The sequence below is a fragment of the Sphingomonas sp. DBB INV C78 genome (assembly GCF_042693015.1).
In the GTDB taxonomy this organism is placed as follows: domain Bacteria; phylum Pseudomonadota; class Alphaproteobacteria; order Sphingomonadales; family Sphingomonadaceae; genus Sphingomonas_E.
Map to the genome: position 1 here is coordinate 467,932 of NZ_CP170544.1, position 25,712 is coordinate 493,643.

Annotated in this window: 26 protein-coding genes; 16 read left to right on the forward strand and 10 right to left on the reverse strand. The window is 64.6% G+C overall.

Annotated elements, in window-relative coordinates:
• Window positions 1–43 precede the first annotated feature (43 nt).
• The 8 genes from ACFB49_RS02420 to ACFB49_RS02455 all read left to right on the forward strand — a co-directional run bounded on the left by ACFB49_RS02420 (window position 44) and on the right by ACFB49_RS02455 (window position 7,047).
• A complete protein-coding gene (locus tag ACFB49_RS02420) occupies window positions 44–1,867 on the forward strand; it encodes an AsmA family protein (protein ID WP_380875475.1) in 1,824 nt (607 codons plus the stop codon).
• 132 nt (window positions 1,868–1,999) lie between these two features.
• Window positions 2,000–3,685, forward strand: a complete 1,686-nt coding sequence (locus ACFB49_RS02425; protein WP_380875478.1) for an amidohydrolase family protein — start codon at window positions 2,000–2,002, stop codon at window positions 3,683–3,685.
• Between the two features lie 14 nt (window positions 3,686–3,699).
• Window positions 3,700–3,918 (forward strand): hypothetical protein, encoded by a 219-nt coding sequence (locus tag ACFB49_RS02430; protein ID WP_380875480.1) that lies wholly within the window; start codon window positions 3,700–3,702, stop codon window positions 3,916–3,918.
• A 15-nt stretch (window positions 3,919–3,933) separates the two neighbouring features.
• A complete protein-coding gene (locus ACFB49_RS02435; protein ID WP_380875482.1) occupies window positions 3,934–4,161 on the forward strand; it encodes a hypothetical protein in 228 nt (75 codons plus the stop codon).
• Window positions 4,162–4,184: 23 nt separating this feature from the next.
• Window positions 4,185–5,018: a Coq4 family protein gene (locus ACFB49_RS02440; RefSeq protein ID WP_380875485.1), complete on the forward strand. Its 834-nt coding sequence runs from the start codon at window positions 4,185–4,187 to the stop codon at window positions 5,016–5,018.
• Between the two features lie 140 nt (window positions 5,019–5,158).
• On the forward strand, window positions 5,159–5,527 hold the full coding sequence (locus tag ACFB49_RS02445) for a PRC-barrel domain-containing protein (RefSeq protein WP_380875488.1): 369 nt from the start codon (window positions 5,159–5,161) through the stop codon (window positions 5,525–5,527).
• Between the two features lie 238 nt (window positions 5,528–5,765).
• On the forward strand, window positions 5,766–6,506 hold the full coding sequence (locus tag ACFB49_RS02450; protein WP_380875490.1) for a PEPxxWA-CTERM sorting domain-containing protein: 741 nt from the start codon (window positions 5,766–5,768) through the stop codon (window positions 6,504–6,506).
• Window positions 6,507–6,687: 181 nt separating this feature from the next.
• Window positions 6,688–7,047, forward strand: a complete 360-nt coding sequence (locus ACFB49_RS02455; RefSeq protein ID WP_380875493.1) for a hypothetical protein — start codon at window positions 6,688–6,690, stop codon at window positions 7,045–7,047.
• A 135-nt stretch (window positions 7,048–7,182) separates the two neighbouring features.
• Here ACFB49_RS02455 and mfd read toward each other — a convergent pair whose 3' ends face one another.
• Complete coding sequence (mfd, locus tag ACFB49_RS02460; protein ID WP_380875496.1) at window positions 7,183–10,659, reverse strand: transcription-repair coupling factor; 3,477 nt, start codon at window positions 10,657–10,659, stop codon at window positions 7,183–7,185.
• Window position 10,660: 1 nt separating this feature from the next.
• Window positions 10,661–10,927: a succinate dehydrogenase assembly factor 2 gene (locus ACFB49_RS02465; RefSeq protein ID WP_380875499.1), complete on the reverse strand. Its 267-nt coding sequence runs from the start codon at window positions 10,925–10,927 to the stop codon at window positions 10,661–10,663.
• Window positions 10,928–11,011: 84 nt separating this feature from the next.
• Between ACFB49_RS02465 and recG the strand changes: the two genes are divergently transcribed.
• A complete protein-coding gene (gene recG, locus ACFB49_RS02470) occupies window positions 11,012–13,075 on the forward strand; it encodes an ATP-dependent DNA helicase RecG (RefSeq protein ID WP_380875502.1) in 2,064 nt (687 codons plus the stop codon).
• Here the strand turns inward: recG and ACFB49_RS02475 are convergent.
• The 3 genes from ACFB49_RS02475 to tyrS form a co-directional block, all read right to left on the reverse strand.
• Window positions 13,072–13,395, reverse strand: coding sequence for a hypothetical protein (locus ACFB49_RS02475; protein ID WP_380875505.1), 324 nt, complete (start codon window positions 13,393–13,395; stop codon window positions 13,072–13,074). The genes recG and ACFB49_RS02475 overlap by 4 nt on opposite strands.
• Window positions 13,396–13,515: 120 nt before the next feature.
• The gene (locus ACFB49_RS02480; protein ID WP_380875508.1) at window positions 13,516–14,490 is read right to left on the reverse strand and encodes a PEPxxWA-CTERM sorting domain-containing protein; all 975 of its coding nucleotides are present in this window, start codon (window positions 14,488–14,490) and stop codon (window positions 13,516–13,518) included.
• Between the two features lie 178 nt (window positions 14,491–14,668).
• On the reverse strand, window positions 14,669–15,898 hold the full coding sequence (gene tyrS, locus ACFB49_RS02485; RefSeq protein WP_380875511.1) for a tyrosine--tRNA ligase: 1,230 nt from the start codon (window positions 15,896–15,898) through the stop codon (window positions 14,669–14,671).
• A gap of 98 nt (window positions 15,899–15,996) precedes the next feature.
• Here tyrS and ACFB49_RS02490 point away from each other — a divergent pair, with 98 nt between their 5' ends.
• Window positions 15,997–16,380, forward strand: a complete 384-nt coding sequence (locus tag ACFB49_RS02490; protein ID WP_380875514.1) for a hypothetical protein — start codon at window positions 15,997–15,999, stop codon at window positions 16,378–16,380.
• On the forward strand, window positions 16,377–17,477 hold the full coding sequence (locus ACFB49_RS02495; RefSeq protein WP_380875517.1) for an anhydro-N-acetylmuramic acid kinase: 1,101 nt from the start codon (window positions 16,377–16,379) through the stop codon (window positions 17,475–17,477). Before ACFB49_RS02490 ends, ACFB49_RS02495 begins: the two co-directional genes overlap by 4 nt.
• A gap of 10 nt (window positions 17,478–17,487) precedes the next feature.
• Here ACFB49_RS02495 and ACFB49_RS02500 read toward each other — a convergent pair whose 3' ends face one another.
• From ACFB49_RS02500 to ACFB49_RS02510, 3 genes are all read right to left on the reverse strand, one after another.
• On the reverse strand, window positions 17,488–17,937 hold the full coding sequence (locus ACFB49_RS02500; RefSeq protein ID WP_380875519.1) for a YybH family protein: 450 nt from the start codon (window positions 17,935–17,937) through the stop codon (window positions 17,488–17,490).
• Between the two features lie 70 nt (window positions 17,938–18,007).
• On the reverse strand, window positions 18,008–18,364 hold the full coding sequence (locus ACFB49_RS02505) for a hypothetical protein (RefSeq protein WP_380875522.1): 357 nt from the start codon (window positions 18,362–18,364) through the stop codon (window positions 18,008–18,010).
• A gap of 55 nt (window positions 18,365–18,419) precedes the next feature.
• Window positions 18,420–19,598 carry a VWA domain-containing protein gene (locus ACFB49_RS02510; RefSeq protein ID WP_380875525.1) on the reverse strand — a complete coding sequence of 393 codons (1,179 nt, stop codon included), beginning with the start codon at window positions 19,596–19,598 and terminating at the stop codon, window positions 18,420–18,422.
• A gap of 125 nt (window positions 19,599–19,723) precedes the next feature.
• On the opposite strand from ACFB49_RS02510, the gene ACFB49_RS02515 reads away from it, so the two are divergent.
• Window positions 19,724–21,109 (forward strand): methyl-accepting chemotaxis protein, encoded by a 1,386-nt coding sequence (locus tag ACFB49_RS02515; protein ID WP_380875528.1) that lies wholly within the window; start codon window positions 19,724–19,726, stop codon window positions 21,107–21,109.
• A 94-nt stretch (window positions 21,110–21,203) separates the two neighbouring features.
• Here ACFB49_RS02515 and ACFB49_RS02520 read toward each other — a convergent pair whose 3' ends face one another.
• Window positions 21,204–21,614 (reverse strand): hypothetical protein, encoded by a 411-nt coding sequence (locus tag ACFB49_RS02520; protein WP_380875531.1) that lies wholly within the window; start codon window positions 21,612–21,614, stop codon window positions 21,204–21,206.
• A 336-nt stretch (window positions 21,615–21,950) separates the two neighbouring features.
• Between ACFB49_RS02520 and ACFB49_RS02525 the strand changes: the two genes are divergently transcribed.
• The gene (locus tag ACFB49_RS02525) at window positions 21,951–22,208 is read left to right on the forward strand and encodes a YjhX family toxin (RefSeq protein WP_380875534.1); all 258 of its coding nucleotides are present in this window, start codon (window positions 21,951–21,953) and stop codon (window positions 22,206–22,208) included.
• A gap of 11 nt (window positions 22,209–22,219) precedes the next feature.
• Complete coding sequence (locus tag ACFB49_RS02530) at window positions 22,220–22,717, forward strand: GNAT family N-acetyltransferase (RefSeq protein WP_380875537.1); 498 nt, start codon at window positions 22,220–22,222, stop codon at window positions 22,715–22,717.
• Between the two features lie 41 nt (window positions 22,718–22,758).
• On the opposite strand, the gene map is transcribed toward ACFB49_RS02530, so the two are convergent.
• Window positions 22,759–23,586 carry a type I methionyl aminopeptidase gene (map, locus tag ACFB49_RS02535; protein ID WP_380875540.1) on the reverse strand — a complete coding sequence of 276 codons (828 nt, stop codon included), beginning with the start codon at window positions 23,584–23,586 and terminating at the stop codon, window positions 22,759–22,761.
• A gap of 91 nt (window positions 23,587–23,677) precedes the next feature.
• Here map and ACFB49_RS02540 point away from each other — a divergent pair, with 91 nt between their 5' ends.
• Together ACFB49_RS02540 and ACFB49_RS02545 are read left to right on the forward strand one after the other, a co-directional pair.
• Window positions 23,678–24,436: a competence/damage-inducible protein A gene (locus ACFB49_RS02540; protein ID WP_380875542.1), complete on the forward strand. Its 759-nt coding sequence runs from the start codon at window positions 23,678–23,680 to the stop codon at window positions 24,434–24,436.
• 5 nt (window positions 24,437–24,441) lie between these two features.
• The gene (locus tag ACFB49_RS02545; RefSeq protein ID WP_380875545.1) at window positions 24,442–25,611 is read left to right on the forward strand and encodes a glycosyltransferase; all 1,170 of its coding nucleotides are present in this window, start codon (window positions 24,442–24,444) and stop codon (window positions 25,609–25,611) included.
• Window positions 25,612–25,712: the final 101 nt, after the last annotated feature.

Below are 25,712 nucleotides of genomic sequence, written 5' to 3' on the forward strand. Positions count from 1 at the left end.
TCGCCACGCGATGATCTTCACTCCGCCGCGCCGCATCCTGAAAATGTCGATCGTGATAGGCGGGCTGATGCTGGCGCTATTGCTGCTGGCAGCCGCCATGATGCCCGTGGGGTGGATGAAGGGGCATGCCGAGCGCCAATTGTCCGATCGGTTCGACAGTCCAGTTCGTATCGGTGCGGTGGATCGAGAGGGCATTTTCTCTTTCCGTCCGGTGATTCGCGCGTCTGACGTTCATGTGTCACAGCCGCAATGGGCCGGGCAGGGGGAGATGGCGTCCATCCGGCTGCTTCGTATGCGCGTGAATCTGCTCCCTCTCCTTATCGGGCGGCTCGATGCCGATCTGCTGACGGCGCGGGGCGTGCGGCTGAATTTAGCGCGGACGGCGGACGGGCGAGTGAACTGGCGCAAGGATGGTGGTTCGCGGAATCGCGAAGATGGTGCGGGCCTGGAAGCGGTGAGTGTCGAGGATGCCGTGATCGAATATCGCGACGCCAAGCAGAAGCGATCCGCCACGGTGAACGTCCGGATCGATCCGGCAAAGGGCCTCACCGCCGATGGCACCGGCACTGTGGACGGGGCGCCGATCCGCCTGCGCGCGCGTGGCGGGCCGATGGCGGCGGGCCGCTTCTGGGCGTTCGACGCGGCGATTGAAGGGATGGCGCTCAACCTTCATGCGGTGGGGAGTATGGCGGGCCCGCTGCGGACCGATGACATGCGGTTCCGCATGACGGCCCGCGCAGACGACCTGAAGCGCATAGACCGCATCATCGAAGCCGGGCTTTTCGGGACACAGCCGGTCGATCTGGCGGCAGAGGTTCGTCATGAAGGGGATACATGGACGATCGAGAAACTGGCGGGCACCATCGGGTCGAGCGAATTGGCTGGACGCCTGACGGCGCGCAAGACCGATGGGCGGACGAAGCTGGATGGCGACGTGCGCTTCGCGCGCCTCAATTTCGAGGATCTCGCCAGCGATGAGGGCAATGCCAAGGCGGTGGCGCTGGAGCGGGTGGAGGGCCTCAAGATCGTCCCCAACACCCGCATCAACATTCGCAAGATCGACAAGACCGACGGCCGCATCCGCGTGCGCGTGGACCGGGTGACGGCGGGGCGGCGCCCCTCGTCGATCACCGATGTCCAGGCGGTGCTGACGCTCGACAATCGCATTTTGACGGCAGAGCCGCTGCGGCTGGGGCTGAAGCAGGGTGCCGTTACCGGAAAGGCAATTGTCGATCAGCGGGCGGGACAGGCGAAACCGCGCGTGATGCTGGCACTGGACATGACCGACAGCAGCATTTCGGCCCTCGCCGGCGGCGATAGCAAGGAGATTGACGGCCGTGTGGACGCCCGGGTGCGGCTGGAAGGCACGGGAGACACGATAAGGGAAGCGGTCGGCCACTCGGACGGTGCCATTGGGGTCACGGCGCGGGCCGGATCGCTGCCGTCCCGCATTGCGGCGCTGATCGGCTTCGATGTGGGCAAGGGCCTGCTCGGCGACGACAAGGGGCAGACGACGCTGCGGTGCGCGGCCATCAAGCTGGATGTCGATGGCGGGCGCGGGACCATTAATCCGCTGCTGGTCGACACCAGCGTCAGCCAGACCCGCGGCAGCGGCACGATCATTTTTCCCGAGGAGGCGCTTGCCGTCGCATTGTCCGGCGCACCCAAGGGCGAAGCGGCGCTGCGCCTGCCCGGAACGATCAGCGTCCGCGGCACCATTCGGGTGCCGGAGATCGTAATTCCCAAGGAAAGCAAGTCGGTGGGAACGATCATCAAGATGATCGGCCGCACGCTTTCCGGCAAGAGCGGCCCCCAGGCGACCGACGCGGACTGCGGCGCCCTGACGCGGGCGGCGATCGGCCGGTGACGGCCCGCCGGGCACCGCCATCGAATCCCGTCTTGCCAAATAAGATGCAGTCTGTATCGTAATCATCGAACGACCGAGCGCGGCCCAGAGACCGTGCCGGTGATTCGTGATCACGAGGCAGAGGAAGCCAGCATGTCGCTCGATCTCATCATTCGTAATGCGCGTATCTGCGACGGTTCCGGTGGACCCAGCTTCACCGGCGATGTCGGTGTGCGCGGTGGGCGTATCGTTGCCGTCGGCGAGATCGGCGGCGATGCTGCGGAAGTCGTGGACGCCAAAGGACTGGTCGTCGCCCCCGGCTTCATCGATCCGCACACCCATTATGACGCGCAGCTCGTGTGGGACGGCCTTGCCCAGCCTTCGCTGGAGCATGGCATCACCACAATCGTCCCCGGCAATTGCTCGCTGAGTTTGGCGCCGCTGCGCGCCGAACATCGCGAGCTGCTGGGCGCGACCTTCCGCAAGATCGAGGAGATGCCCAAGAACGCCTTCGACGCCGGCCTCACGTGGCAGTGGGAGACATTCGGCGAATATGTCGAGACGATCCGCGGTGGCCTCGGCATCAACGTCGCGCCGGCGGTCGGCCACAGTCTGATCCGCCTGTGGGTGATGGGCGAGGCTGCGCGCGAGCGCGCGGCGACCGACGAAGAGATCGCGGCCATGCAGGAAGCACTGCGCGAATGCCTGCGCGCCGGCGCGATCGGCATGAGCGGTTCGTGGGTCGATATCGACCATGAAAACCGCCCGGTGCCTGCGCGCCTGGCAGAGCCCAAGGAGCTGGACGCGCTTTGCGCGGTGCTGGGCGAATTCGGTGCGATCCTGCAGATCGTGCCCGAATTTTGGGACGCGGACCTGTTGTGCGCGCGGATCGACATCCTGGGCGATCTTTCGCGCAAGCATGGGATCTCGACCACCTTCTCGCCCTTGTTCGACAGCAATGCGGCGCCGGAACTGGTGGGTATCGCGCTCGACCGGGTGAAGCTGCAGACCGCGCACGGCGCGCGCGTGGTGCCGCAAATGCAGACGCGGCCGATCGATCTTTCGTTCGACCTGACCGCGCCGATGTCGACCTTCGCGACGCTGCCGAGCTGGTGGGCGACGACGATGATGCCGCATGCCGACAAGTTGGTTGCTCTGCGTGACCCCGAACATCGCGCCAAGCTGAAGGCCGAGATCGAGAATTTCATGATGCCGATCGGCCTGCAGATCGACTTCGCGGACGCCTTCGTGAAGCGGCCGGGGCCGAACAGCGCGCATCTGGAAGGGCGTACGATCCGCGACATCGCGGCCGAGCGGGGCTGCCATATTGCCGAGGCGATCATCGATGTCGCACTCGAGGACGATCTCCAGACCTCGTTCGGGCTGGAAGCGCTCGGCCACAACGATACGACCAAGATCGCCGACTTCCTGGCCGAGCCGCTGATCGGCATTGGTGCGGGCGACGGCGGCGCGCACGTCACCAATTTCTCCACTTATGGCGACACCGGCTTCCTGTTCAGCCAATATGTCCGCACCCACAAGACGCTGTCGGTCGAGAAAGCGGTCCACAAGCTGACCTATGACATCGCCAATCTGTGGGGAATCAAGGATCGCGGGCTGGTGAAGCCGGGCTATGCGGCCGACCTCGTCATTTTCGATCCCGATGCGATCGACCGCGGGCCGGAAATCGCGGTGGACGATCTGCCTGCCGACGGCTTCCGCTACATCCGCCGCGCGACCGGGGTCGAACAGGTGTTCGTCAACGGCCACCGCGCCTACAGCCGTGACGGCGGCTATACCGAAGCCCGCACCGGCGCGATCGTGCCGATGGCCGCCTGAAGGGAGCGAGAGACATGACTACCAACGCCGTCAGCATCGCGCCCCGTCGCAACTTCATCCAGCCTTTGTCCGGTGATAGTTGGGAAAGCATCGCCACCCGCGAATTGCCCGCTACGCCGACTGAAGATGCGGTGAACCTGCTCAAGAGCTGGAACCTCTATGTCGCGTTCCGTCCGGTCGGTGCGATCACGCCGACCGACATCATCTTCGTCGAGCCGCCCCGCGCGGGGTGATCTGGTTCGCGGTCGATGAGCGCTGGCGCTACCATCTCGGACGTGCGGCTGACCGCGACGCATGATGGCGAGGCTGCGCTGGCGATCGAACTGCTGTTTCCCAACGGCGGCCGATCGCAGGTGCATATCAATGCCGAGGAAGCGGCGGACGTGATGGCGGCGGCTGGCGTCGCCAGCGCCGATGCGCTCGTCGGCCATCCGTGGACGGTACTGAACGTCCGCGATCCGAAATTCATGGGTTGAAGCGAAAAAGCCAGGAGAGGGCGATGAACAAGCCGATCGAGCTCAACAAGGACGAAGCATCCTATCTGATGGGGCAGGCCGAGCCTGCCAAGTCGAGTGTGCTGATCAGCACGTCCAAATATCTCAACAACCCGCTGTTCCGCGACATCTATGCTCAGTTCGGCCTGAAGCGCGACGGCCACGACCTGCCGGCCGCCTATCTGATCCCGGAACTGAGCCGCGCGTTCGGCGAGGTGACCGATTATGGCCAGGTATTCGCCAATCTGACGGCGGAGAAGGCGCGCCTTCCCGAATTCGCGGAATGGCTGGACGCCCGCTATGTTTCCAACTTCACGCCCGAACTGGTGGAGGGCTCGGCGCCGGGCACGCTGGGCGAACTGATGCATGATTTCATCGTCAAGAGCGGCCTGGACATCGACTTCATGTACACGGGCGCGCCGACCAACGATTTCGAATATCTGGTCAAGCGCCGCGTCCAGAACCATGACATCGAGCATATGGTGACCGGCCTCGATCCCAGCCCGGTGGGCGAGATCGCGCTGATCGCGGCCAACACCATGGCCAACAGCAATTATTTCGGCACGGATTTCGCGCACGAGCTCAATGCCTATGGCTCGATCCTGACCGCGACCTCGATCAGCCGAGCGGGCCTGCATTATCCCGCCGTGCTGCCGACCCTGTTCGACGGCATCGCGCGCGGAACCATGCTGGGCGCCAAGCAGAAGAAGCCGTTCTTCATGATCCGCTGGGAGGATTATCTGGACTGGCAGATCACCGACATCCGCGAGGAGTTCAGCTTCCAGGACGGCCCGCCGCTCGGCGATTGGGAATGGACCTACGAGGCGTTCCGCGGCTGAAATCCGGGTGCGCCCGCGGCGGACGCGGGCGCACCCTCACTGGCAATTTTCACGCAAAAGGCGCATGATAGCGGGGTCGCTGGAGCGGCTCCCCGAGAGTCGCGGCTGGAATGGGCGGGGGCTTCGATTGGAGGCTGGCCATGACAGATGTGACCACATCGTTAGACGGAACCCATGAACTGATATCCTCGGCCCGAGTCGAGGGGACGCCGGTATTCTCGCCCCAGGGCGAAAAACTGGGATCGGTGCATTCCGTGATGATCCACAAGACGACGGGCCAGGTGGCCTATGCCGTGCTGGAGTTTGGCGGGCTGTTCGGCATCGGCAGCCATGTCCACCCGATTCCCTGGGAGCGGCTGATCTATGACAAGGCGCGCCGCGGCTATGTCACGGAAATCACGCGCGAGCAGATCGAAGACGCGCCAAGCCTGGATCTCGACGAAACCGACCGAATCAGGGAGAGCGAGACGCCGATGTATTCCTATTGGGATTCAAGACCCTATTGGTGATCATCGGAATGCCGCGGAATCGGAGCAATCGGTCCTGTCGGCAAATTTGACGTTAATCATAAGTGCTTGGGCCTCATTTACCATTTTGGGACGCTGATCTCTGCGATTCAGGCATGATTGGCCCCTTGTTTGCGTGTATCCTGCTGGCCTGCCGGAAGTTCCGGGGGCGAGTGACAAGGGGCGTGTCATGGGCTGCGTAAAACGGGGTTTGGCGAGTGTAGCTGCACTGGCGGTGGCAATGTCGGTGGTTCCGGCGACGGCTTCGGCTGCGCTGTTGAGCTTCGACTTTTCGACCGGCAGTGGCGGCAGCCTCGACGGCACCGACGGCAATGTCCGCACCTTCACGGCGACCAGCGGATCCGAAACCGTCAAGGTGAAGGTCACGGCCTGGACTGCGATGCCCAAGACGGGTGGTGGCTATACCGTTCAGGACGCCTATCTCGGCCGCTTCTCGAATGGCCTTGGCGACACCAATGACAGCGATCAGGGCGGCGCCAACAATTACCACACCATCGACAACAAGAACGGGTTCGACTTCCTGATCTTCCAGTTCGACAAGAAAGTGGAAGTGGAAGGTGCCTATTTCACGCCGTACAGCATCGCGGGTTCGACCGACAGCGACGCGTCGATCATGATTGGCAATACGTCGACCCCCTACAGCTCCCCGGCGCTGAGCTTCCCGACCTGGGCGTCGGTCGACACGCCGTTCAATGCTTTCCAGCATTCGGATGGCGGCTCTTCGGCCGCGTATCGCGGCCTCAACGGCAATAACGAAACCGGTAATCTGCTGTTTCTGGGCGCCAGCTTCACCAGCTACAGCAAATATGACGGCTTCAAGATCAAATATCTGAAGGTGAAGACGGTGCCCGTGGTGACGCCGTTCGTCCCCGAGCCCGCCACCTGGGCGATGATGATTACCGGTTTCGGCCTGGTCGGTGCCGCAATGCGGCGCCGGAACGGCCGCCCCGCGCTTGCCTGACGGCAAGACTTTCGCCCGAGCCGGAACCGTTCCTGCCGGTCAGGGTGTGTAACTCCGCAAAGCCTTTTCGGGCCGGGTTCATCCCCGGCCCGAATTGCGTCTGGCGATAGTGCTTGGAAGCGCCGTAGCAGTTTGAACGAAAATTCTTGCCTGTGGCCTCGCCAAGATGTCAGGAAGAGGAATGAATCCTCACGCCCGCGCGATGGTCGCTGCTTCCGCTCATGCCGTCATCATCGGCAAGAAAGTCGCTGGAATGTATGACCATGTGGCGGGTCGGCATTTGCGGATTGCCGCCGAATGCCGGGGAAATCGCTTGCAAGGCCTTGATGGCGATCGTTCAGCGAAGTTCGGAGGCACACTTCCGGAGCTTTACGACGAGGGGGACAAGGTTTTCATATCTCTCGCCGTCGACGGGACGAAGGCCGAGGGGTACGATCGGGGCTCGGCGGGCTTCTATGTGGCAAATGTGAGCGAGCGGCTCGTTCATTTATACGATTATAATCAGAGCGCCTGGTTCGCGTTCGATGTGCAAACGGCATAGCGCGTCGCGTTGGTGGTGCGGTGGAGATTTACGCCGCCCTGGAAGAAGCTCGCTGGCGCTCGCAACCCACCCCCAGCCCCTCCCTTTCAGGGAGGAGAGTATAAGCTGAGCAAGGCTCGCTGCCCCCCGTGTGATCTAACTGCCCAGAATCTTCGCCAGCCCCTTCGATAGCTGCAGCGCGCCGTTGAGGCGTGCCTTGGCGTCCGGCCAGGGGCGGGTGATGACCAGCTTGTTGTCGGGCCTCAGCTTGGCGGTGCCCTGCAACCGCTGCGCATAAGCGATCAGCCCTGCCGGATCGGGGAAGCTGTCGTTGAAGAAGGTGACGAGCGCACCGCGCGGACCCGCATCGAGCTTCGCGACATGTGCCTTGCGGCAGTTGAGCTTGGTCTGGATGACGCTCAGCAGGTTCTGCGTCGGTTCGGGCAGCTTGCCGAAGCGATCGATCATCTCCGCCGCGAACGATTCGATCTCGGTTGCGGTCTCGAGCTCGTTCATCCGGCGATAGAGGCCCATGCGCAGATCGAGATCGGGGACATAATCGTCAGGGATCAGGATCGGCGCGTCGACATTGATCTGCGGCGAAAGATCGCGGGCCGAAACCGCGGCTTCGCGCATGCCGCCGGCCTTGGCCTCCATGATCGCCTCCTCCAGCATCGACTGGTAGAGCTCGAAGCCGACCTCCTTGACGTGGCCCGATTGTTCGTCGCCGAGCAGATTGCCCGCGCCGCGGATATCGAGATCGTGGCTGGCGAGTTGGAAGCCGGCGCCGAGAGAATCGAGATCGGACAGGACATGCAGGCGCTTCATCGCGCTTTCGGTGATCGTCCGCGTCGCCGGCGTCGTCATATAGGCATAAGCGCGCGTCTTGGACCGGCCGACGCGGCCGCGGATCTGGTAGAGCTGGGCCAGGCCGAAGCGATCGGCGCGGTGGATGATCAGCGTGTTGGCGCTGGGAATGTCGAGGCCGCTCTCGATGATCGTCGTCGACAGCAGCACATCATATTTCTTGTCGTAGAAAGCGGACATCCGCTCCTCAACCTCGGTGGGCGACATCTGGCCGTGGGCAGTGACCGCGCGGATTTCGGGCACTTCCTTGCGCAGATATTCTTCGATGTCGGGGAGATCCTTGATCCGCGGAGCAACGAAGAAACTCTGCCCGCCGCGATAATGTTCGCGCAGCAGCGCTTCGCGCAGCACGACCGGATCCCACGGCATGACATAGGTGCGCACGGCCAGCCGATCGACCGGCGGGGTCTGGATGACCGAAAGTTCGCGCAGGCCGGACATCGCCATCTGCAGGGTGCGCGGGATGGGCGTGGCGGTGAGCGTCAGGACGTGGACGTCCGACTTCATCGCCTTCAGCCGTTCCTTGTGGGTGACGCCGAAGCGCTGCTCCTCATCGACGATAACGAGGCCGAGGCGCTTGAATTCGACCGACTTGGCGATGATCGCGTGGGTGCCGACGACGATGTCGATCGAGCCGTCGGTAAGGCCATCGCGCGTCTTCTTGGCCTCGGCGGCGGGGACGAGGCGGGACAGGCGCCCGATATTGATCGGGAAGCCCTGGAAGCGCTCGACGAAGTTGGTGAAATGCTGGCGGGCGAGAAGGGTGGTGGGGACGACCACCGCGACCTGCATCCCGGACATCGCGGCGACGAAGGCGGCGCGGAGAGCGACTTCGGTCTTGCCGAAGCCGACATCGCCGCAGACCAGCCGGTCCATCGGCGTACCCTTGGCGAGATCGTCGAGCACGTCGCTGATCGCGCGATCCTGATCGTCGGTTTCCTGATAGGGAAAGCGATCGACGAAGGCCGGGTAGCCCCCGGAATCGGGCTCGGCGATATCTGCCGGGCGCAGCGCGCGGGCGGCGGCGGTGGCGATGAGTTCACCCGCGATCTCGCGGATGCGTTCCTTCATCCGCGCCTTGCGCGCCTGCCAGGCGACCCCTCCCAGCTTGTCGAGCTGGACGCCTTCATTCTCGGCGCCGTAGCGCGAGAGCACGTCGATATTCTCGACCGGAACGTAGAGCTTGTCGCCGCCCGAATAGCTGAGCGCCACGCAATCGTGCGGTGAGGTGCCGACCGGGATCGAGGTCAGCCCTTCATAGCGGCCGATGCCATGCTCGGTATGGACGACCAAATCGCCGGGCGTGAGCGTGGCGAGTTCGGCGAGGAAGGCGTCGGCCGATTTCTTGCGCTTGGCACGGCGCACCAGCCGGTCGCCGAGCATGTCCTGTTCGGTGAGGACGGCGACGTCGGGGGTGGTGAAGCCATGATCGAGGGGCACGACGATCAGCGCCACCGATGCGCGGCCGAGGGCCTCCTGCCAATTGTCCGCAAGTGTGGCGCCGGTCAGCCCGTGATCGGCGAGCAGGCCACCCAGACGCTCGCGCGCGCCGACGGAATAGCTGGCGAGGACGACCTTCCTGCCGCCGCGGCGCAATGCCTCGACATGCTCGGACACCGCCTCATAGACGTTGAGGTTCTGCGTCCGCTCCGGCGCGAAATCGCGCGGGCCGTCGACGCCGAAATCGAGAACGGTCGTGCTTTGCGGTTCGTGGAAGGGCGTGATGACGTGGATGGGGCGATCGGCAACTACCGCGTGCCATTCGTCGGTCGGCAGATAGAGGGCCTTGGGCTCGATCGGTCGATAGCTGCCGGGATCGGACGTCTGGGCGCGGACACGATTGGCGTGATAATCGGCGATCGCCTCGAACCGGGCATCGGCCGCGCCCTCGTCGCCGGCATCGCGGACGATGATGTCGTCGTCGCGCAGATGATCGAACAGGGTGGCGAGTCGATCCTCAAGGTAGGGCAGCCAATGTTCCATGCCCGCAAGGCGCCGGCCGTCCGAGATGGCCTGATAGAGCGGATCGCCCGTTGCAGTGGCGCCGAACGCCTCGCGATAGCGCGTGCGGAAGCGCTTGATGCTTTCGTCGTCGAGCAGGGCCTCGGACGCGGGGAGCAGGGTGAAGCCGTCGACGCGATCGACCGTGCGCTGGTCGGCGGGGTCGAAGCGGCGGACGCTTTCGATTTCGTCGCCGAAGAAATCGAGGCGGAGCGCCAGTTCCTCGCCCGAGGGGAAGAGGTCGACGAGGCTGCCGCGCACCGCGAACTCGCCGGCGTCCGCGACGGTATCGGTGCGGACATAGCCATTGGCCTGAAGGAGCCGGGCCAGCGCGTCACGGTCGATCCGCTCGCCGGGGGCGAGGTGCGCGACAAGCTGGCGGATGCGGAAGGGGGTGAGGGTACGCTGGGTGGCGGCGTTGACCGTGGTCAGCAGCAGTTGCGGTTTGTCCGCCTTGCGCTGGAGCGCATGGAGTGCGGCGAGCCGCTGCGACGTCGCGCGGAGCGACGGCGAGGCGCGGTCATAGGGAAGGCAATCCCAGGCCGGGAATTGCAGGACTTCGATCTCGGGCGCGAAATAATGGGCGGCATCGGCCACGGCGCGCATTGCGGAATCGTCGGGTGCCACGAATACCGCGCGGCCGCCATCCTTGCGGCCGGCGCAGGCGCGGGCGAGATCGGCCAGCAACCAGGGCAGGAAGCCGCTGGCGACGCCCGCCAGCGTGAGCGGCCGATCGGCCTTCAGAATGCGCTGGAGATCGGTCAAATCACTTTACCACTGTGATGTAGTCGAGCTTCATCAGGCCATCCATCAGCGGCCCCTGCCACTGCGGCGGAACCGGCTCCACGCCCATCGCCCAGGCCATGATGTCGACGTCCTGTTCTTCCATGAAGGCTTCGAACCAGTCCATTTCGGCATCGCTCCACCCGGCGGAGGCATGGTCGAAGAAGCCGCCGACCATGTAATCGGCTTCCCGCGTGCCGCGGTGCCAGGCGCGGAAGCGCAGACGCTTGAGCCGGGTTTCTCGATCCATGGACTTTGCTTTCCGCACAAATGGCAATCGGCCCGCGGGTGCTGGCGCACCTGCCGGCTCGTCGATAAGAATGCGTCCTCTACTATGCGCCCCGACATTCTCAACCCGTTGTTCGCCGAAGTGGAAGCGCTGAAGGGCGTTGGCCCGGCGCTGATGAAGCCGCTGCGCAAGCTGGGGCTGGAGCGGGTGATCGACCTGCTGTTCCATCTCCCCGTCACCTGGATCGACCGCAAGGCGGTGGAGACGCTGGAGGCCGAGGATGCGGGGCGGGTGGTGACCGTGCAGGTGACGCCGGTGGATTATCGCGCCACGGGATCGGCGCGCGCCCCCTTTCGCGTTCATGCGACGGACAAGGTGGGGAATTATCTGAGCCTCGTCTATTTCGGGCGCAATTCGGGCTGGGCGCGCAAGCTGTTCCCGCTGGGCGAGCCGCGCACCGTTTCCGGCAAGATCGAGCTGTACGGTCAGGAAATGCAGATGATCCACCCGGATCATGTGATCGCACCGGACGAGCCCGTGGACCTGCCGGCGCGCGAGCCGGTCTATCGCTTGTCCGAAGGACTGGCCAATCGCAGGGCCGGGCAATTGGCGGAACAGGCGGTTGGCCGTGCGCCGGAGCTTGGCGAGTGGATCGAACCCAGCCTGCTGGCGCAGCGTCAATGGCCGGCGTGGCAGGACGCGATCCGCCGCGTCCACGCCGACCCGTCCGATCGCATCGCGCGGGAACGGCTGGCTTATGACGAGATATTCGCCAATCAGCTTGCCTTGATGCTGGTGCGGGCGTCGTCGCGCCGCAGGCGGGGTTTGCCGCTCAAGGGGGATGGCAGTCTGCGCGGCATGTTGCGGCTGCCTTATGCGCCGACGGGCGCGCAGCAGCGGACGATCGCGGAGATTGAGGGCGATCTGCAGCAGTCGACGCCGATGGTGCGGCTGCTCCAAGGCGATGTCGGCGCCGGCAAGACGCTGGTGGCGCTGATGACGTTGCTGACGGCGGTGGAGGCTGGAGCGCAGGGCGCGCTGCTTGCGCCGACGGAGATCCTGGCGCGACAGCATTTCGAGACGCTGTCCCGCCAGCTTGCGGGGCTGCCCGTCAATGTCGCGATCCTGACGGGGCGCGAGAAGGGCAAAGCGCGGGAAAGTGTGCTGATGGGGCTGGCGGACGGTTCGATCCACATCCTGATCGGCACGCACGCGATCTTCCAGCAGGGCGTGACCTACAAACAGCTTGGCCTTGCCGTGATCGACGAGCAGCACCGCTTCGGTGTCGCCCAGCGGATGATGCTGACGTCGAAGGCGGAGATGCCGCCGCATCTGCTGGTGATGACGGCGACGCCGATCCCGCGCACGCTGACGCTCAGCCATTATGGCGAGATGGACGTGAGCCGGCTCGACGAGATGCCGCCGGGCCGGCAGCCGATAGAAACCCTGGTGATCAGCGATCAACGGCTCGACGAAATGGTCGATGGGTTGGGGCGACACGTCGCCGGGGGCGGGCAGGCTTACTGGGTGTGCCCGCTGGTCGAGGAGAGCGAGGTTTCCGACCAGGCGGCCGCGGAGGCGCGCGCCGCGACGCTCAAGATGCGTTTCGGCGACAGGATCGGGCTGGTTCATGGCCGGATGAAGGGGCCGGAAAAGGATGCGGTGATGGCCGCGTTCCAGCGGGGCGATGTTTCGGTGCTGGTCGCGACGACCGTGATCGAGGTCGGCGTCGATGTGCCCAATGCGACATTGATCGTGATCGAGGGCGCCGAACGCTTCGGCCTTGCCCAGCTTCACCAGTTGCGCGGGCGGGTGGGGCGCGGCGAGGGCAAGTCGCGCTGCGTGCTCCTGCGCGGTGGTGCGCTGAGCGAGACGGGGCGAGCGCGGCTGGCGATCATGAAGAATTCGAACGACGGCTTCTTCATCGCCGAGGAGGATCTGAAACTGCGCGGGGCGGGCGAGATACTTGGCACGCGGCAATCGGGTGATGCGGAGATGCGGCTGGCCGATCCCGAGCAGGTTTCGGCACTGGTTGATACTGCCACGGCCGATGCGCGGTTGCTGGTCGATCGGGATGGCGGGCTGGAAGGCGAGCGCGGTCGGGCGGCGCGGGTGGCGCTTTACCTGTTCGAGCGGGATGCGGCTGTTGGATTGCTCAGGTCGGGCTAGTCGCCAAGCTCTTCGAAAATGAGGCGATATTCTTCAGCGTCGATCGGCGGGCGAAACTCGGCGCCGATGCGGTTGCCCAGTGACCAGGCGACGCGGGCCTTGCACATTTCGTGGCCGGGCAGGCGGATTTCGATGACCGCTTCCTGCGCGACTATGGCGGCGGTGCGTGCCATGAAGCCGAAGCGCGAGATATTGATGATTTCCGCGGGGATTTCCGGCGATCCGGCCAGGCGAATGGAGGTCCGCAGGAAGACTTCGTCACGCGAGGCGCGGCGCTTCTCGACTTCGAAGAGATGACGCGCGAGACCCTGTGAAGCCATGATTCTTACCCCGAGATAGAGGGTGACGGTGAACCCGGGGGATTAAGCGCGGCACAAGGAAGATGGTTAATACGACGAGTCGAGCCGGCGGCCATGGTTAATGGCCGCCGGCTCGGCCGATCAGGCGATGGTGAGGCGACCCGTGCGGCGGCGCAGCGCACCTCCGATCAGACCGAAGCCCGAGATCATCATCGCCCAGCTTGCGGGTTCGGGAACCGGTGCCGGGGCGGTGAACCCGCTGATGACGAACAAGCCGTTACCAGATCCAAAGGTCGAGAAGAGGAAATCGCCGGTCAGCGGATCGATCACCGCGCCTTCCGCGCCGTTCAGACCCTTGATGAAATCCCGCCGCGTGCCCGCGATCGGATTACCGTTGGCGTCGAGCTTGTAGGTGCCGACCTTGCCCGCGCTGTATTCGGACACCAGCAGGCTATCGACGCCGAAGCCAGCATTGCCGCCGTCGACATAGACAAGACCCTCGGGCCCGCCCGACAACTGGCCGGACAGCGTGAGCGCGCCGATATTGTAGAGGCCGTTGCCATCCGCGGTCAGCGACGCGGTGTAGAATTGCCCGGTCGAATAGCTGGCGATCTTGAGGTTGCCCGCACCGTCGAAGCCCTGCGGCACAAACTGCAGCGTGCCCACGGAGCCGCCGACGCCAGACAGGTTGATGATCTTGTCGGGCGTCGTGCTGCCGGTCTTGTATTGCAGCAATGTGTTCGTCGGGTAGCCGGTGGCAAACAGCACGCCGCCCGGACCGAAGGAAAGGCCGCCGTCGATCTGCGGCGCGGCCGCGAAGAAGGTCGATGGCGCACCAAAGCCGGAGATGTGGCCATCGGCCCCACGGATGACATCGATACTGGCGATATAGCCGTTGGCGCTATTGGCGTTGCCGCCGATCAGCAGTGTGTTGTCGTCGAGAAAGGTGACGCCGCCGAGCTGGCCGGTGACGCCGGTCGGCGTGCCGAGACTGCTGCAGCTATAGCTGCCGACGAAATCTGCGCCGAACGAGACGGAGCCGCAGGTGGCCGCCGCGGCCGGTGTGGCGGCGAGCGCAAAGAAGGTCGACGCAACGAACAAGGGAGACAAGCGCATCGGATACACCCGAATTGTGATGAAAGGCGACCCTTCCGGCGAGGCACTCGACGCGCCTCCACGCCCTCCGGTCAGGTCGATCGGGGCCATAGCATTGCGAATTCTATGGAAATAGCGCCGTCCATGCCGTTTCTGATCCGAAACGGCACAGTTGCGACGAAGATGTATTCTGGTGCGATCAGGATGCGGTGAGCACGCCGTGATTCTTCTTGCCGGCGGAAATCTTGACCGGCGCGTCACCGATCGCGACGATCAGCGCCTCGTCCGACACCTTCTCGCCATCGATGCGGGCGCCGCCGCCCTTGATGAGCCGGCGCGCCTCGCCCTTGGACGCGGCGAGGCCGAGCGCGACCAGCGCATCGACGATGGCGATGCTGCCGCCGGGCACCGCGTGCGTTGGCAAGGCATCACCGGCGGCGCCTTCTTCAAAGGTGCGGCGCGCGGTTTCGGCGGCCTGGGCGGCGGCATCGGCGCCGCGGCACATCGTTGTCGCGGCGTTGGCCAGCGCGATCTTCGCGGCGTTGATCTCCGCGCCGTCCAGCGCCTCGAGCCGGGCGATCTCGTCGAGCGGCAGATCGGTGAAGAGCCGGAGGAAGCGGCCGACATCCTTGTCGTGCGTGTTCCGCCAGAATTGCCAATAATCATATGCCGGCAGCGATTCCTCGTTCAGCCAGACCGCTCCGGACATCGTCTTGCCCATCTTGCCGCCATCGGCGGTGGTGATGAGCGGCGTGGTGATGCCGAACACTTCGGTGCCGTCGACCCGGCGGGCGAGTTCGACACCGTTGATGATGTTGCCCCACTGATCGGATCCGCCCATCTGCAAACGGCAGGCGGCCTTCCGTGACAGTTCCAGGAAATCATAGGCCTGGAGGATCATGTAATTGAATTCGAGGAAGCTCAGCGATTGTTCGCGATCGAGCCGGAGCTTGACGGAGTCGAAGCTGAGCATCCGGTTGATCGAGAAATGCTGGCCGATGTCGCGCAGGAAGGGGATATATTCCAGCTTGTCGAGCCAATCGGCATTGTCGACCATCACCGCGTCGGTCGGCCCGTCGCCGAAGGTCAGGAACTTTTCGAAGACGCGCTTGATCGAGGCGACATTGGCCGCGATCACGTCCCCGGTCATCAACTTGCGCGCCTCGTCCTTGAAGCTCGGATCGCCGATCTTGCCGGTGCCGCCGCCCATCAGCACGATCGGCTTGTGGCCCGCCTGCTGAAGCCGGCGCAGCAGCATGATCTGGACGAGGCTGCCGACATGCAGCGACGGCGCGGTGGGATCGAAGCCGATATAGCCGGGCACGATGGAGCGCGCTGCCAGCGCGTCGAGCGCATTGGCGTCGGTCGTCTGGTGGATATAGCCTCGGCTATCGAGCAATCGCAGGAGATCGGACTTATATTCGGTCATGGTGCCATCTAACTTGATCGGTGGCGGCGCTTAGCATGGCCCGCCGCGCCCGTGTAGGGGCAGATGGAAGTGGGCGTTTTGATTAGGGTGCTGCGGAGATGAGCGTGCTGGGCGAATGGATGGCAAAGGCGCGGAGCTGGACGTGGGCGGACGTGGCCAATGCCGCGATCACCGTGGCGCTGGCGCCGGTCGCGATTCCGGTTGCCCTGATCGTGCGCCTGACGGAACGGCCGATGGAGCGATCGGCAGAGGATGTCGCCGGCAACCTCTATGCGCTGCTGAGCGGTCAGCATGATCCGCATTGGGACTGGGACAATTTCGTCGGCATCCGTATCGCTGATAAGGAACTGGACGACATCCGCGCGCGAGCCGCGAAGCTGGCCTTGCCGCTGACGGCCGAGGGTGCGATGGAACTGCGCTTCCTGTTGGCCCGCGCCGAGCGGGCCGCGCGCCGCGGCCACCCCGAGAGGTTCGATTCATGAGCAAGACCGTGCTGGCTGTCGGGTTGATGTCCGGCACGTCGCTCGACGGGATCGACGCGGCGCTGATCGAGACCGATGGGGAAGGTTTCGTCCGGCCTGTGGCGTTTCGGGGCGAGCGTTATTCGGATTCCGCCCGCGCGACGCTGAAGGCGGCGACGGAGCTAGCGCTGGCGTTCGAGTCGCCGCGGGCCAATCCCGACATCCTGGCGGCCGAGGAACTGGTGACGCGCAGCCATATATTGGCGGTGCGCAAGCTGCTGATCGACGCGCATGTCTCGCCCGCCGACGTGGCGGTGATCGGTTTTCATGGCCAGACGATCGCGCATCGCCCCGATCGCGGCTGGACCTGGCAGATCGGCGACGGCGCCAGCATGGCGGCAGCGCTCGGCATTCCCGTGATCAACGATTTGCGCGCGGCCGATGTGGCGGCGGGCGGGCAGGGGGCGCCGCTGCTGCCGGTCTATCACCGCGCGCTGATGGCGGGGCAGGAATTGCCGATCGCGATCCTCAACCTCGGCGGGGTCGGCAACCTCACCTGGATCGGCCGCGACGGCGAACTGGTCGCGTTCGACACCGGCCCGGCCAACGGCCTGATTGATGACTGGATGCTGGCGAAGGCGGGCCAGCCCTTCGACCAGGGCGGCGCGCTGGCAGCGACGGGCCGCGTCGACGAGGCGATCCTGAAGGCCATGCTCGACAATCCATGGTTCGATCAGCCGCCGCCCAAGTCGCTCGACCGATCGGATTTCACGATGGAGCCTGTGCGTGGCCTGTCACCGGCGGACGGGGCGACGACGCTCACCGCCTTCACCGCGATCACCGTGTCCTATGGCCTGAAGCTGCTGCCCGAGCCGCCGAAGCGGCTAATCGTTGCCGGTGGCGGACGGCATAATGCGACGCTGATGACGATGCTCGGCGAAGCCTGCGGCGTCGTGCCGGAACCGATCGAGACATATGGCTGGAACGGCGATGCCACCGAGGCGGAGGGCTTCGCTTATATGGCCGTGCGGTCGCTCAACGGGAAACCGATCAGCTTCCCCGGCACGACCGGCGCGCCGGAGCCGCTGACCGGGGGTGTGCTGCACAAGGCGGCGTGATCCCACGCGATCACGGCTTGAGGTCGGTCGCCGCGCGGTAGCTGCCATCCATATAGAAGGGGACGGAGTTGTGCTCGTGCGCGATGCGCCAGCCATTCCCGTCTTTGCGATGCAGACATAAAGTCTGCCTGATCCAGACATTGACGTTTTCGCCGTCGGTCTTGCGGCCCGATATGCGGGCGAAGCCGTGGGCGAAGGCGAGCGTGCCGGTGCTGGCGATGCGCATGTCGACCGTTTCGTAACCGATCGGCGCGATCCACGTCGCGAACCATGCCTCGATCCCACGGGAATCGAGAACATCTTCCGCAGTAAGCGGCGGCGCCAGATCGAACACCCTGATGTCCGGCGTATAATGGCGAATGACGCCGGCAGAATCCTTGTCCGAGATCGCCTTGTCACGTGCTGTGATGAGGGCGCGGATTGCTGTCTCTTCGCGGCTTGTGTCGGAATGCTCCGTCATGTCGAAATTCCCGGCTGTTCGTTCGATGCCCCAAGGACGATCGACGGTGGCCGGTTCCGACAAGCCGGGCTTATTTCTTCGCCGGCGGCATCCTGCACTGCGGCAGCTTGAGTTGCGCAGCATCCGTGCACGGGCGGACCTGCACTGACCCATCTGGACCGATATAGACGGCCTTGTCGCCTCCCGGATCGCAGCGGGCCACCCACATTACGAGATTCTTGTATTGCTGCTGCTTGCCGCTCCATTCGACCCGCTTGCAATATTGGCCTGAGTCCAGAACCGCGCGGCGCATGGCGGCGTTGCGCTGCAGCTCGGTCAGCTTTTCCAGCCGATCGCTATAGGGATTGGGAACAGGCTTAACCTGGGCCATGGCGGGCGTGGTGCCCAAGGCCATAGCGGCAATCATCAATGCGTGAGTGAACTTCATCTGGGCCTCCGTGGGGCGGCTATAGCTGGCGCAGGCTTGCGCGGGGCTGACTGGATCAGCTCTTCCGGCTGAGTGTCCGCATCGCATCGTCGAGGCCGTCGAGGGTGAGCGGATACATCCGGTCGTTCATCAGCTCACGGAGGATGCGGGTCGACTGGGAATAGCTCCAATGCTCCTCCTGCGTGGGGTTGAGCCACACGGCGGCGGGGTAGGTGTTGGTGATGCGGTGCATCCACACATGCCCGGCTTCCTCATTATAATGTTCGACCGAGCCGCCGGGATGGGTGATCTCATAGGGGCTCATCGCCGCGTCGCCGACGAAGATCAGCTTATAGTCGTGGCCGTACTTGTGGAGGATGTCCCAAGTCGGCGTCCGCTCGGCAAAGCGGCGGCGATTATCCTTCCACACGCCTTCGTAGAGGCAGTTGTGGAAATAGAAGAATTCGAGATTCTTGAACTCGGCTGTGGCGGCCGAGAACAGCTCCTCGCAGAGCTTGATATGCGGGTCCATCGATCCGCCGACATCGAGGAACAGCAGCAGCTTGACGGCATTATGCCGTTCGGGCCGCATCTGGATGTCGAGCCAGCCGCGGCGGGCGGTGCCGTCGATGGTGGCGTCGAGATCGAGTTCGTCGGCCGCACCTTCGCGGGCGAAGCGGCGGAGGCGACGGAGCGCGACCTTGATGTTGCGGGTGCCGAGTTCCTTGGTGGAATCGAGATTCCTGAACTCGCGCTTGTCCCAGACCTTGATCGCGCGCTTGTGGACGCTTTCGCCGCCGATGCGGACACCTTCGGGGTTGTAGCCGCTATTGCCGAAGGGCGAGGTGCCGCCGGTGCCGATCCACTTGCTGCCGCCCTGGTGGCGACCCTGCTGTTCCTCGAGCCGCTTCTTCAGCGTCTCCATGATCTCTTCCCAGGAGCCGAGCGATTTGATCTCCTCCATCTGCTCGGGCGTGAGATAGAGTTCGGCCACCTTGCGCAGCCAATCTTCGGGCAGTTCGGTCGCATCGGTGCCGAAGGTGGATTCGATACCCTTGAAAACCTTGGCGAACACTTGGTCGAAACGATCGAGCAGGCCTTCATCTTTCACGAAGACGGCGCGGGCGAGATAATAGAATTCCTCCGGCCGGCGCTCGATGACGTCGCGTTCCAGTGCCTCCAGCAGCACCAGATGCTCTTTGATCGAAGCCGGGATGCCCGCGGCGCGGAGCTCTTCAAGGAAGGAAAAGAACATGGACCTAGCCTTGCCGCGCTTGGGCGTCAGGGACAAGGCTTCACACAGACTTTACCATTTGCCCGCGATAGATTGTTGCATTGCATCAACGATCAGGCATTGTCGGGGCAGGGGGTAAGTTACCGTTGACGTTGGGAACCGACGAACATTTGGCGCGCCTTGGCGAGCAGTGCGGCGATTTCGCATTGCAATGCAGCGACGTCGCCGGCTTCGTCACGCAGGTCAATCAGCGGATCGAGGACGATCATGGCCGGCTGGAGACGCTGCGGCACAGCGTCGCGCATCTGCAATTGCTGCAGGACGAGGCCAATGAGGCGGCGACCGAGATACGCGACGTTGCCCAGCGCGCGACGGGCCTGATCACCGACAGCCATGGCGCGGTGGTGGGAGCGCTCGACGAAATCGGCTGCCTGATCGACGATGTCGTCCGCATGGGCGACGAGCTTGAGGGCTTCACGTCGGCGATCGAGCAGGTCGCGATGGTTTCCGGTCAGCTCGACGCGATCGTGCGACAGACGGCGATGCTGGCGATCAACGCCTCGATCGAGGCGGCACGCGCCGGCCATTCGGCGAGCGGCTTTGCGGCGGTGGCGAGCGAGGTGAAGAGGCTCGCGGGCAATGCGCGGGGTGCGACGGCGAGCGTGCGCAACAGCATCGAACGGCTCGACGGCAGCGCGCGGCGCGTGATCGGCGACATGCGATCGGGCGCCGAACGCGGGCGGGCGGCGCGCAGCCGCACCGGCGAGATCACGGGTGCGCTGGAGACGATCGCGGCGCTCGTCACCCAGTTCGACCAGCAATCGGCGGCGATCGAGCGGGCCGGGCACGACGTGACCCAGCATGTCGCGACGCTGGATGAGGGGCTGGGCGCCTTCCTGACCCGCGGAACCGAGAACGCCGCCGAACTCGCGCGCACGCGCCAGCGGCTGGACGAGCTGGAATCGGCGTCCAACCGGATGCTCGACCAGGTCGCCCATAGTGGCATCGCCACGCCCGACAGCCGCTTCATCGATCTGGCCTGTGAGGAAGCGGAACGGCTGCGGGCGGTGATTGCGCGCGCGATCGAGACGGGCGGGCTGGCCGAGGCCGATCTGTTCGTCACCGCCTATCGCGCGATTGCCGAGAGCGATCCGCCGCAATTCATGACGGGCTTCGTGCCGTTTGCCGATCGCGTGATCCGGCCGATGCTGGACGCGGCCACCGCGCGCGATCCGGCGATCGTCGGTTGCTGCCTGATCGACCGCAACGGCCATCTGCCCACACACATCAGCGCGCGCTGCCACGCCCAGCGAACCGGCGACCGGCGGTGGAATGCCGAACATGCGCGCAACCGCCAGATCTTCATGGACCGCCAGACTCGCGACGCACTGGACCGCGATGGCGACTGGTTCCTCTACACCTACCGCCAGGATCTGGGCGAAGGCCGCTATCGACCGCTGAGAAGCGTGTTCGTGCCGCTGCACTTCGCGGGCAAGCGCTGGGGCTGCTACGAGCTGGGCTACCTAATCTAGGCTACGGGGGGCGAATCCCGACGATGAACGACGGCCGGGTTTCAGGTAGCAGGTTTCATATGCGGAAGGTCTGAAAAGTCGGGGGAAGCGGACGCTAAACCTTAGCCTGTGTAGGAGCAATCGCTCCACGATTGCGCAGCGCAACCAGCCAATACACCCAACCCGCAGCCATTCCGCCCAGCCCGAAGAACAATAGGTTGTAGGTAACGACGTAGGCCGACGCGCCTTCCTTTACGACTGTCCAGCCAAGGGCGACCGCGACGGGCAAGAGTCCAACAATTAGTCCGGCGATCGCAAGGCCACGTAAGCCAACGACATTGCGCTTCCGCATAACCAGCCACGCTGGCAATCCGAGAAGCAGGCCCGAGAAATAGTAATAAATGCAGACCGCGACGAACATTGAGGACGGGTGTTTAAATACGCCCATCCCTTCCTTCGGCCACAACGCGACCACGATGGATTGAAACAGCGCTGCAGGAAATGGGGCAACCAAGAACGCCCACATGCTCCGCATTCGAAATCCCCCAATCATTAGCCCGCTGCCAGCCTGCACGAAGGCTATATTGTCCGCAATGTCGCGTGTCCCGACAGGCAGCAATTAGGGGAAAAACTCCGATAGACGGCCATGATCCGCATTTGTCCACGCTGCCCAAGAGCCGCCGCCCACCCTTCCGCGGTTTGACAGCCGGAGAAGCCGCATTGTATCGGCCCGCTTCTATGTTGGAGCTTGTGCAAACCGCCTGACGTCTCGACCGATCGAGACTGCCGACAACCGATAGCCGGGCGCGATCGATCGCGCACCGAGGGTTGTCTTATATGCGGTTCTATCCACGAGCTTATAATGAACATTTCACGAAGCGAGCAGCGCGTGCTTCACGTGCTCGCTCAAGGCGGCCTCATTCGTCATCGCCATGACGAGAAGGGGCGGATCGCCGATGTCCTTTGCTTCACCCGTGACGGCCATGTTCTTTCTGATTGCACGCTTGGCGTGTTCCAGAAGTTGAGGCGCAAACGGCTGATCGAATCCAAGGCATCGAGCCCTTACCGTATCTCGCAACTGGGTAGGCGATCGGTGCGATCGCAGCTCGACAACCGATGAAGGGCCAGCCGATGATTATCCGTCAGGAACAGGCCCGGGATCGCGATGCGATCGCCCGGGTGACGGCCGGGGCCTTCGCGGCCGTCGAGCATAGCGACCAGACCGAGCCGGCGATCATAGCCGCGTTGCGCGAGGCCGGTGCGCTGACGCTTTCACTGGTGGCGGTGGAGGGCGGCGAGATTGTCGGCCATGTTGCTTTCTCGGCCGTGACGATCGACGGCGCGGACAAGGGTTGGTTCGGGCTCGGGCCGGTATCGGTGCGGCCCGACCGGCAGGGCGGCGGCATCGGCAGCGCGCTGATCCGTGCGGGTCTCGACGAGCTTAGGGAGCGCGGGGCCGCGGGCTGCGTGCTGCTGGGCGAGCCGGATTATTATCGGCGCTTCGGTTTCGAGCAGGATGCGGCGCTGCGTTATGAGGGCGCACCGGCCGAATATTTCATGCGGCTAGTGCTGGCCGGCCCCGCGGCGACGGGGCGGGTGGATTACCATCCCGCCTTCGGCGCAGGCTGAGTAGGCGGGCGGGGTGCGTGGGCAATCCCGTCCGTTACTGATCAGGCGTAAGGCGGGGCGTTGCGGCCGGTGGGGCTCTGCGTGAAAATTTCGCAGCCGTCCTCGGTGATGCCGATCGAATGTTCGAACTGCGCGGAGAGCGAACGGTCGCGCGTCACCGCCGTCCAGCCATCATCGAGCACCTTCACGTCGGGGCGGCCGATATTGATCATCGGCTCGATCGTGAAGAACATGCCGGGGCGGAGTTCCGGGCCAGTGCCGGGGCGGCCGGCGTGGACGACCTCCGGCGCATCGTGGAAGACGCGGCCGAGGCCATGGCCGCAGAAATCGCGGACGACGCCGTAGCGGTGCTTTTCCGCGTGCGTCTGGATGGCGTGGCCGATGTCGCCGAGGCGGTTGCCGGGCTTGGCCTGTTCGATGCCGAGCATCAGGCATTCATAGGTAACTTCGACAAGCCGGCGCGCCTTGATCGGCACGTCGCCGACCAGGAACATGCGGCTGGTGTCGCCATGCCAGCCGTCGAGCAGCGGGGTGACGTCGATATTGACGATGTCGCCGTCCTTGAAAGTCTTGGCGCCGGGAATGCCGTGGCAGACGACATGGTTGATGCTGATGCAGCAGCTATGCGTGTAGCCGCGATAGCCGAGCGTCGCGGGGACGCCGCCGCCGTCGAGCGTCATCTTGCGGACGATGTCGTCGATCTCCGCAGTCGAGACGCCGGGGCGGACGTGGGGGACGAGCGCGTCGAGGATTTCGGCGGCGAGCCGGCCGGCCTTGCGCATGCCCTCAAACCCCTCGGGCCCATAGAGCTTGATTGCACCGTTGCGGGTGACGGTATCGCCGTCCTTGACGTTCACATAGCTGTCCATGGCCGCGATATAGCAAGCCGGACGCGTTTTTGCGAGGCGTGTGGTGAAAGCATTTCCCCCGCGGCCGCCACTTGTTCTATGCCCGCACGCGATGAGTGAGGATCGCATCTGGACCGCCGCCCTGATCGTCATCGGTGACGAGATCCTTTCGGGCCGCACGCAGGACAAGAATATCGCCCAGGTCGCCTTGTGGTTGAACCTGCAAGGGATTCGCCTGGCCGAGGTGCGCGTGGTCGCCGATGTGCAGGACGCGATCGTGGCCGCCGTGAACGAGCTGCGGGCGCGCAACGATTATCTGTTCACAACCGGAGGCATCGGGCCGACGCATGACGACATCACTGTCGATGCGATTGCCGCGGCGCTGGGGCGCGACGTGATCGTCCACCCCAAGGCGCGCGCGGTGCTGGAAGGCTATTATGCCAGCCGCGGCGGGCTGACCGAGGCGCGGCTGCGCATGGCGCGAGTGCCCGAGGGGGCCGAGTTGATCGAGAACCGCATGTCAGGCGCGCCTGGTATTCGCGTTGGCAACGTCATCATCATGGCCGGCGTGCCGCATATCGCCGCATTGATGCTGGAGGCATTGTCGGGCCAGCTTGAAGGCGGGCGGCCTTTGATCTCCCGCACGGTCGGCTGCTGGGTCGCCGAAAGCGAGGTGGCGGACATATTGCGCGAGACCGAAGCCGCGCATGAAGGGTGCCAAATCGGCAGCTATCCCTTTTTCCGTGACGGCACGGTGGGCGCGAACTTCGTGATCCGATCGACCGATCAGCAAAGGCTGGACGCCTGCACCGACGATCTGGTGGCGCGGCTGACGGTGATAGGCCGCGAAACTTTCCCGGACGGCATATAGGAGCCGTGGCGCGCGTCCTGATCGGTTGGGAGCTGGGCGCCGGGCAGGGCCATATCGTCAAACTGAAAGACGTCGCCGCCGAACTGAAACGCCGGGGCCATGAGGTGGTGGTGGCCGTGCAACAGACCAGCGCGGTGCCGGCTGGATGCGAGGTATGGCAAGCGCCGTTATGGCCGGCGCTGCTGACCGCGCGGGGGCGGCGATCGACGGCAAGCCCGGCCACTTTCGGCGACATATTGGTGGCGCTCGGGCTGGCGGAGACCGGCGTGGTTTCGGGCCTGTTGCGCGCCTGGGACGGCATCTTGCGCGCTGCGCGGCCTGACCTGGTGGTGGCGGAGTTCGCGCCGTCCCTGCTGCTTGCGGCGGCGGGGCGGTTTCCGGCGCTGGCCATCGGGACCGGCTTCGGCACGCCGCCCGCTGAATCCACGACATTTCCGAGCCTGACTGGCAAACCCGCCGCGCATGACGAGCGCCGCCTGCTCGATCATGTCAATCGCGAGCTGGACGCGGTGGACCGGTCAGCCCTGCCGGCGTTGCCGGCGATGTTGCGGGCCGATCGCACGCTGACCGAGGTGTTCCGGGAACTCGACCCCTATCGCGGGTGGCGCGACGCGGGCGATTATTCCGCGCCGCATATCCAGGGGATCCCGCCCATGGCCGACGGGCGGGGCGAGGAACTGTTCTTCTATTTCAACGGCATTGCCGGATTTCAGAAGGAGCTGTTTCTCGGCGCCGTAGATTCGGGGCTCAGGATCAGGATGCATGATCCGCGGATGAGCGAGGCGGAGATCGGCGAACTGGAGCGCGCGGGCATCACTTTCGAGCGCAAGCCGGTGCCTTTCACGAAGATCGTCGAGCGATCGCGGCTAGTGGTGAGCCATGGCGGGCTGGGCCTGACCTGCACGGCGCTGTGCGCGGGGCTGCCGCATGTCATCGTTCCGTTCGATATGGAAAAGCGGCTGACCGCAGCGGCTTTGGTTGAGGCCGGGTTGGGTGCCAGCATGGACCATGGAGTGCTGAAACGGGACGCCGTCGCGGCGCTGCTCAACCAGGTCCATGCCGACGATGCGCTTGCAGCGCGGGCCAGGGCGGCCGCGCCGGATTTTCGGGCACGCGCGGCGAAACCGAGTGCGATCCATGTAGCCGATGTGGTGGACGTGCTGGCGCGGGGATAAAAGAAGACCCGATCGCCCTGGAGCGATCGGGTCCAGTCTAGGGATGCGATCGGAGAGGAGGATCGGTCCCGCTGCCCGCGGAAAGAGGGGGATTCCGGACG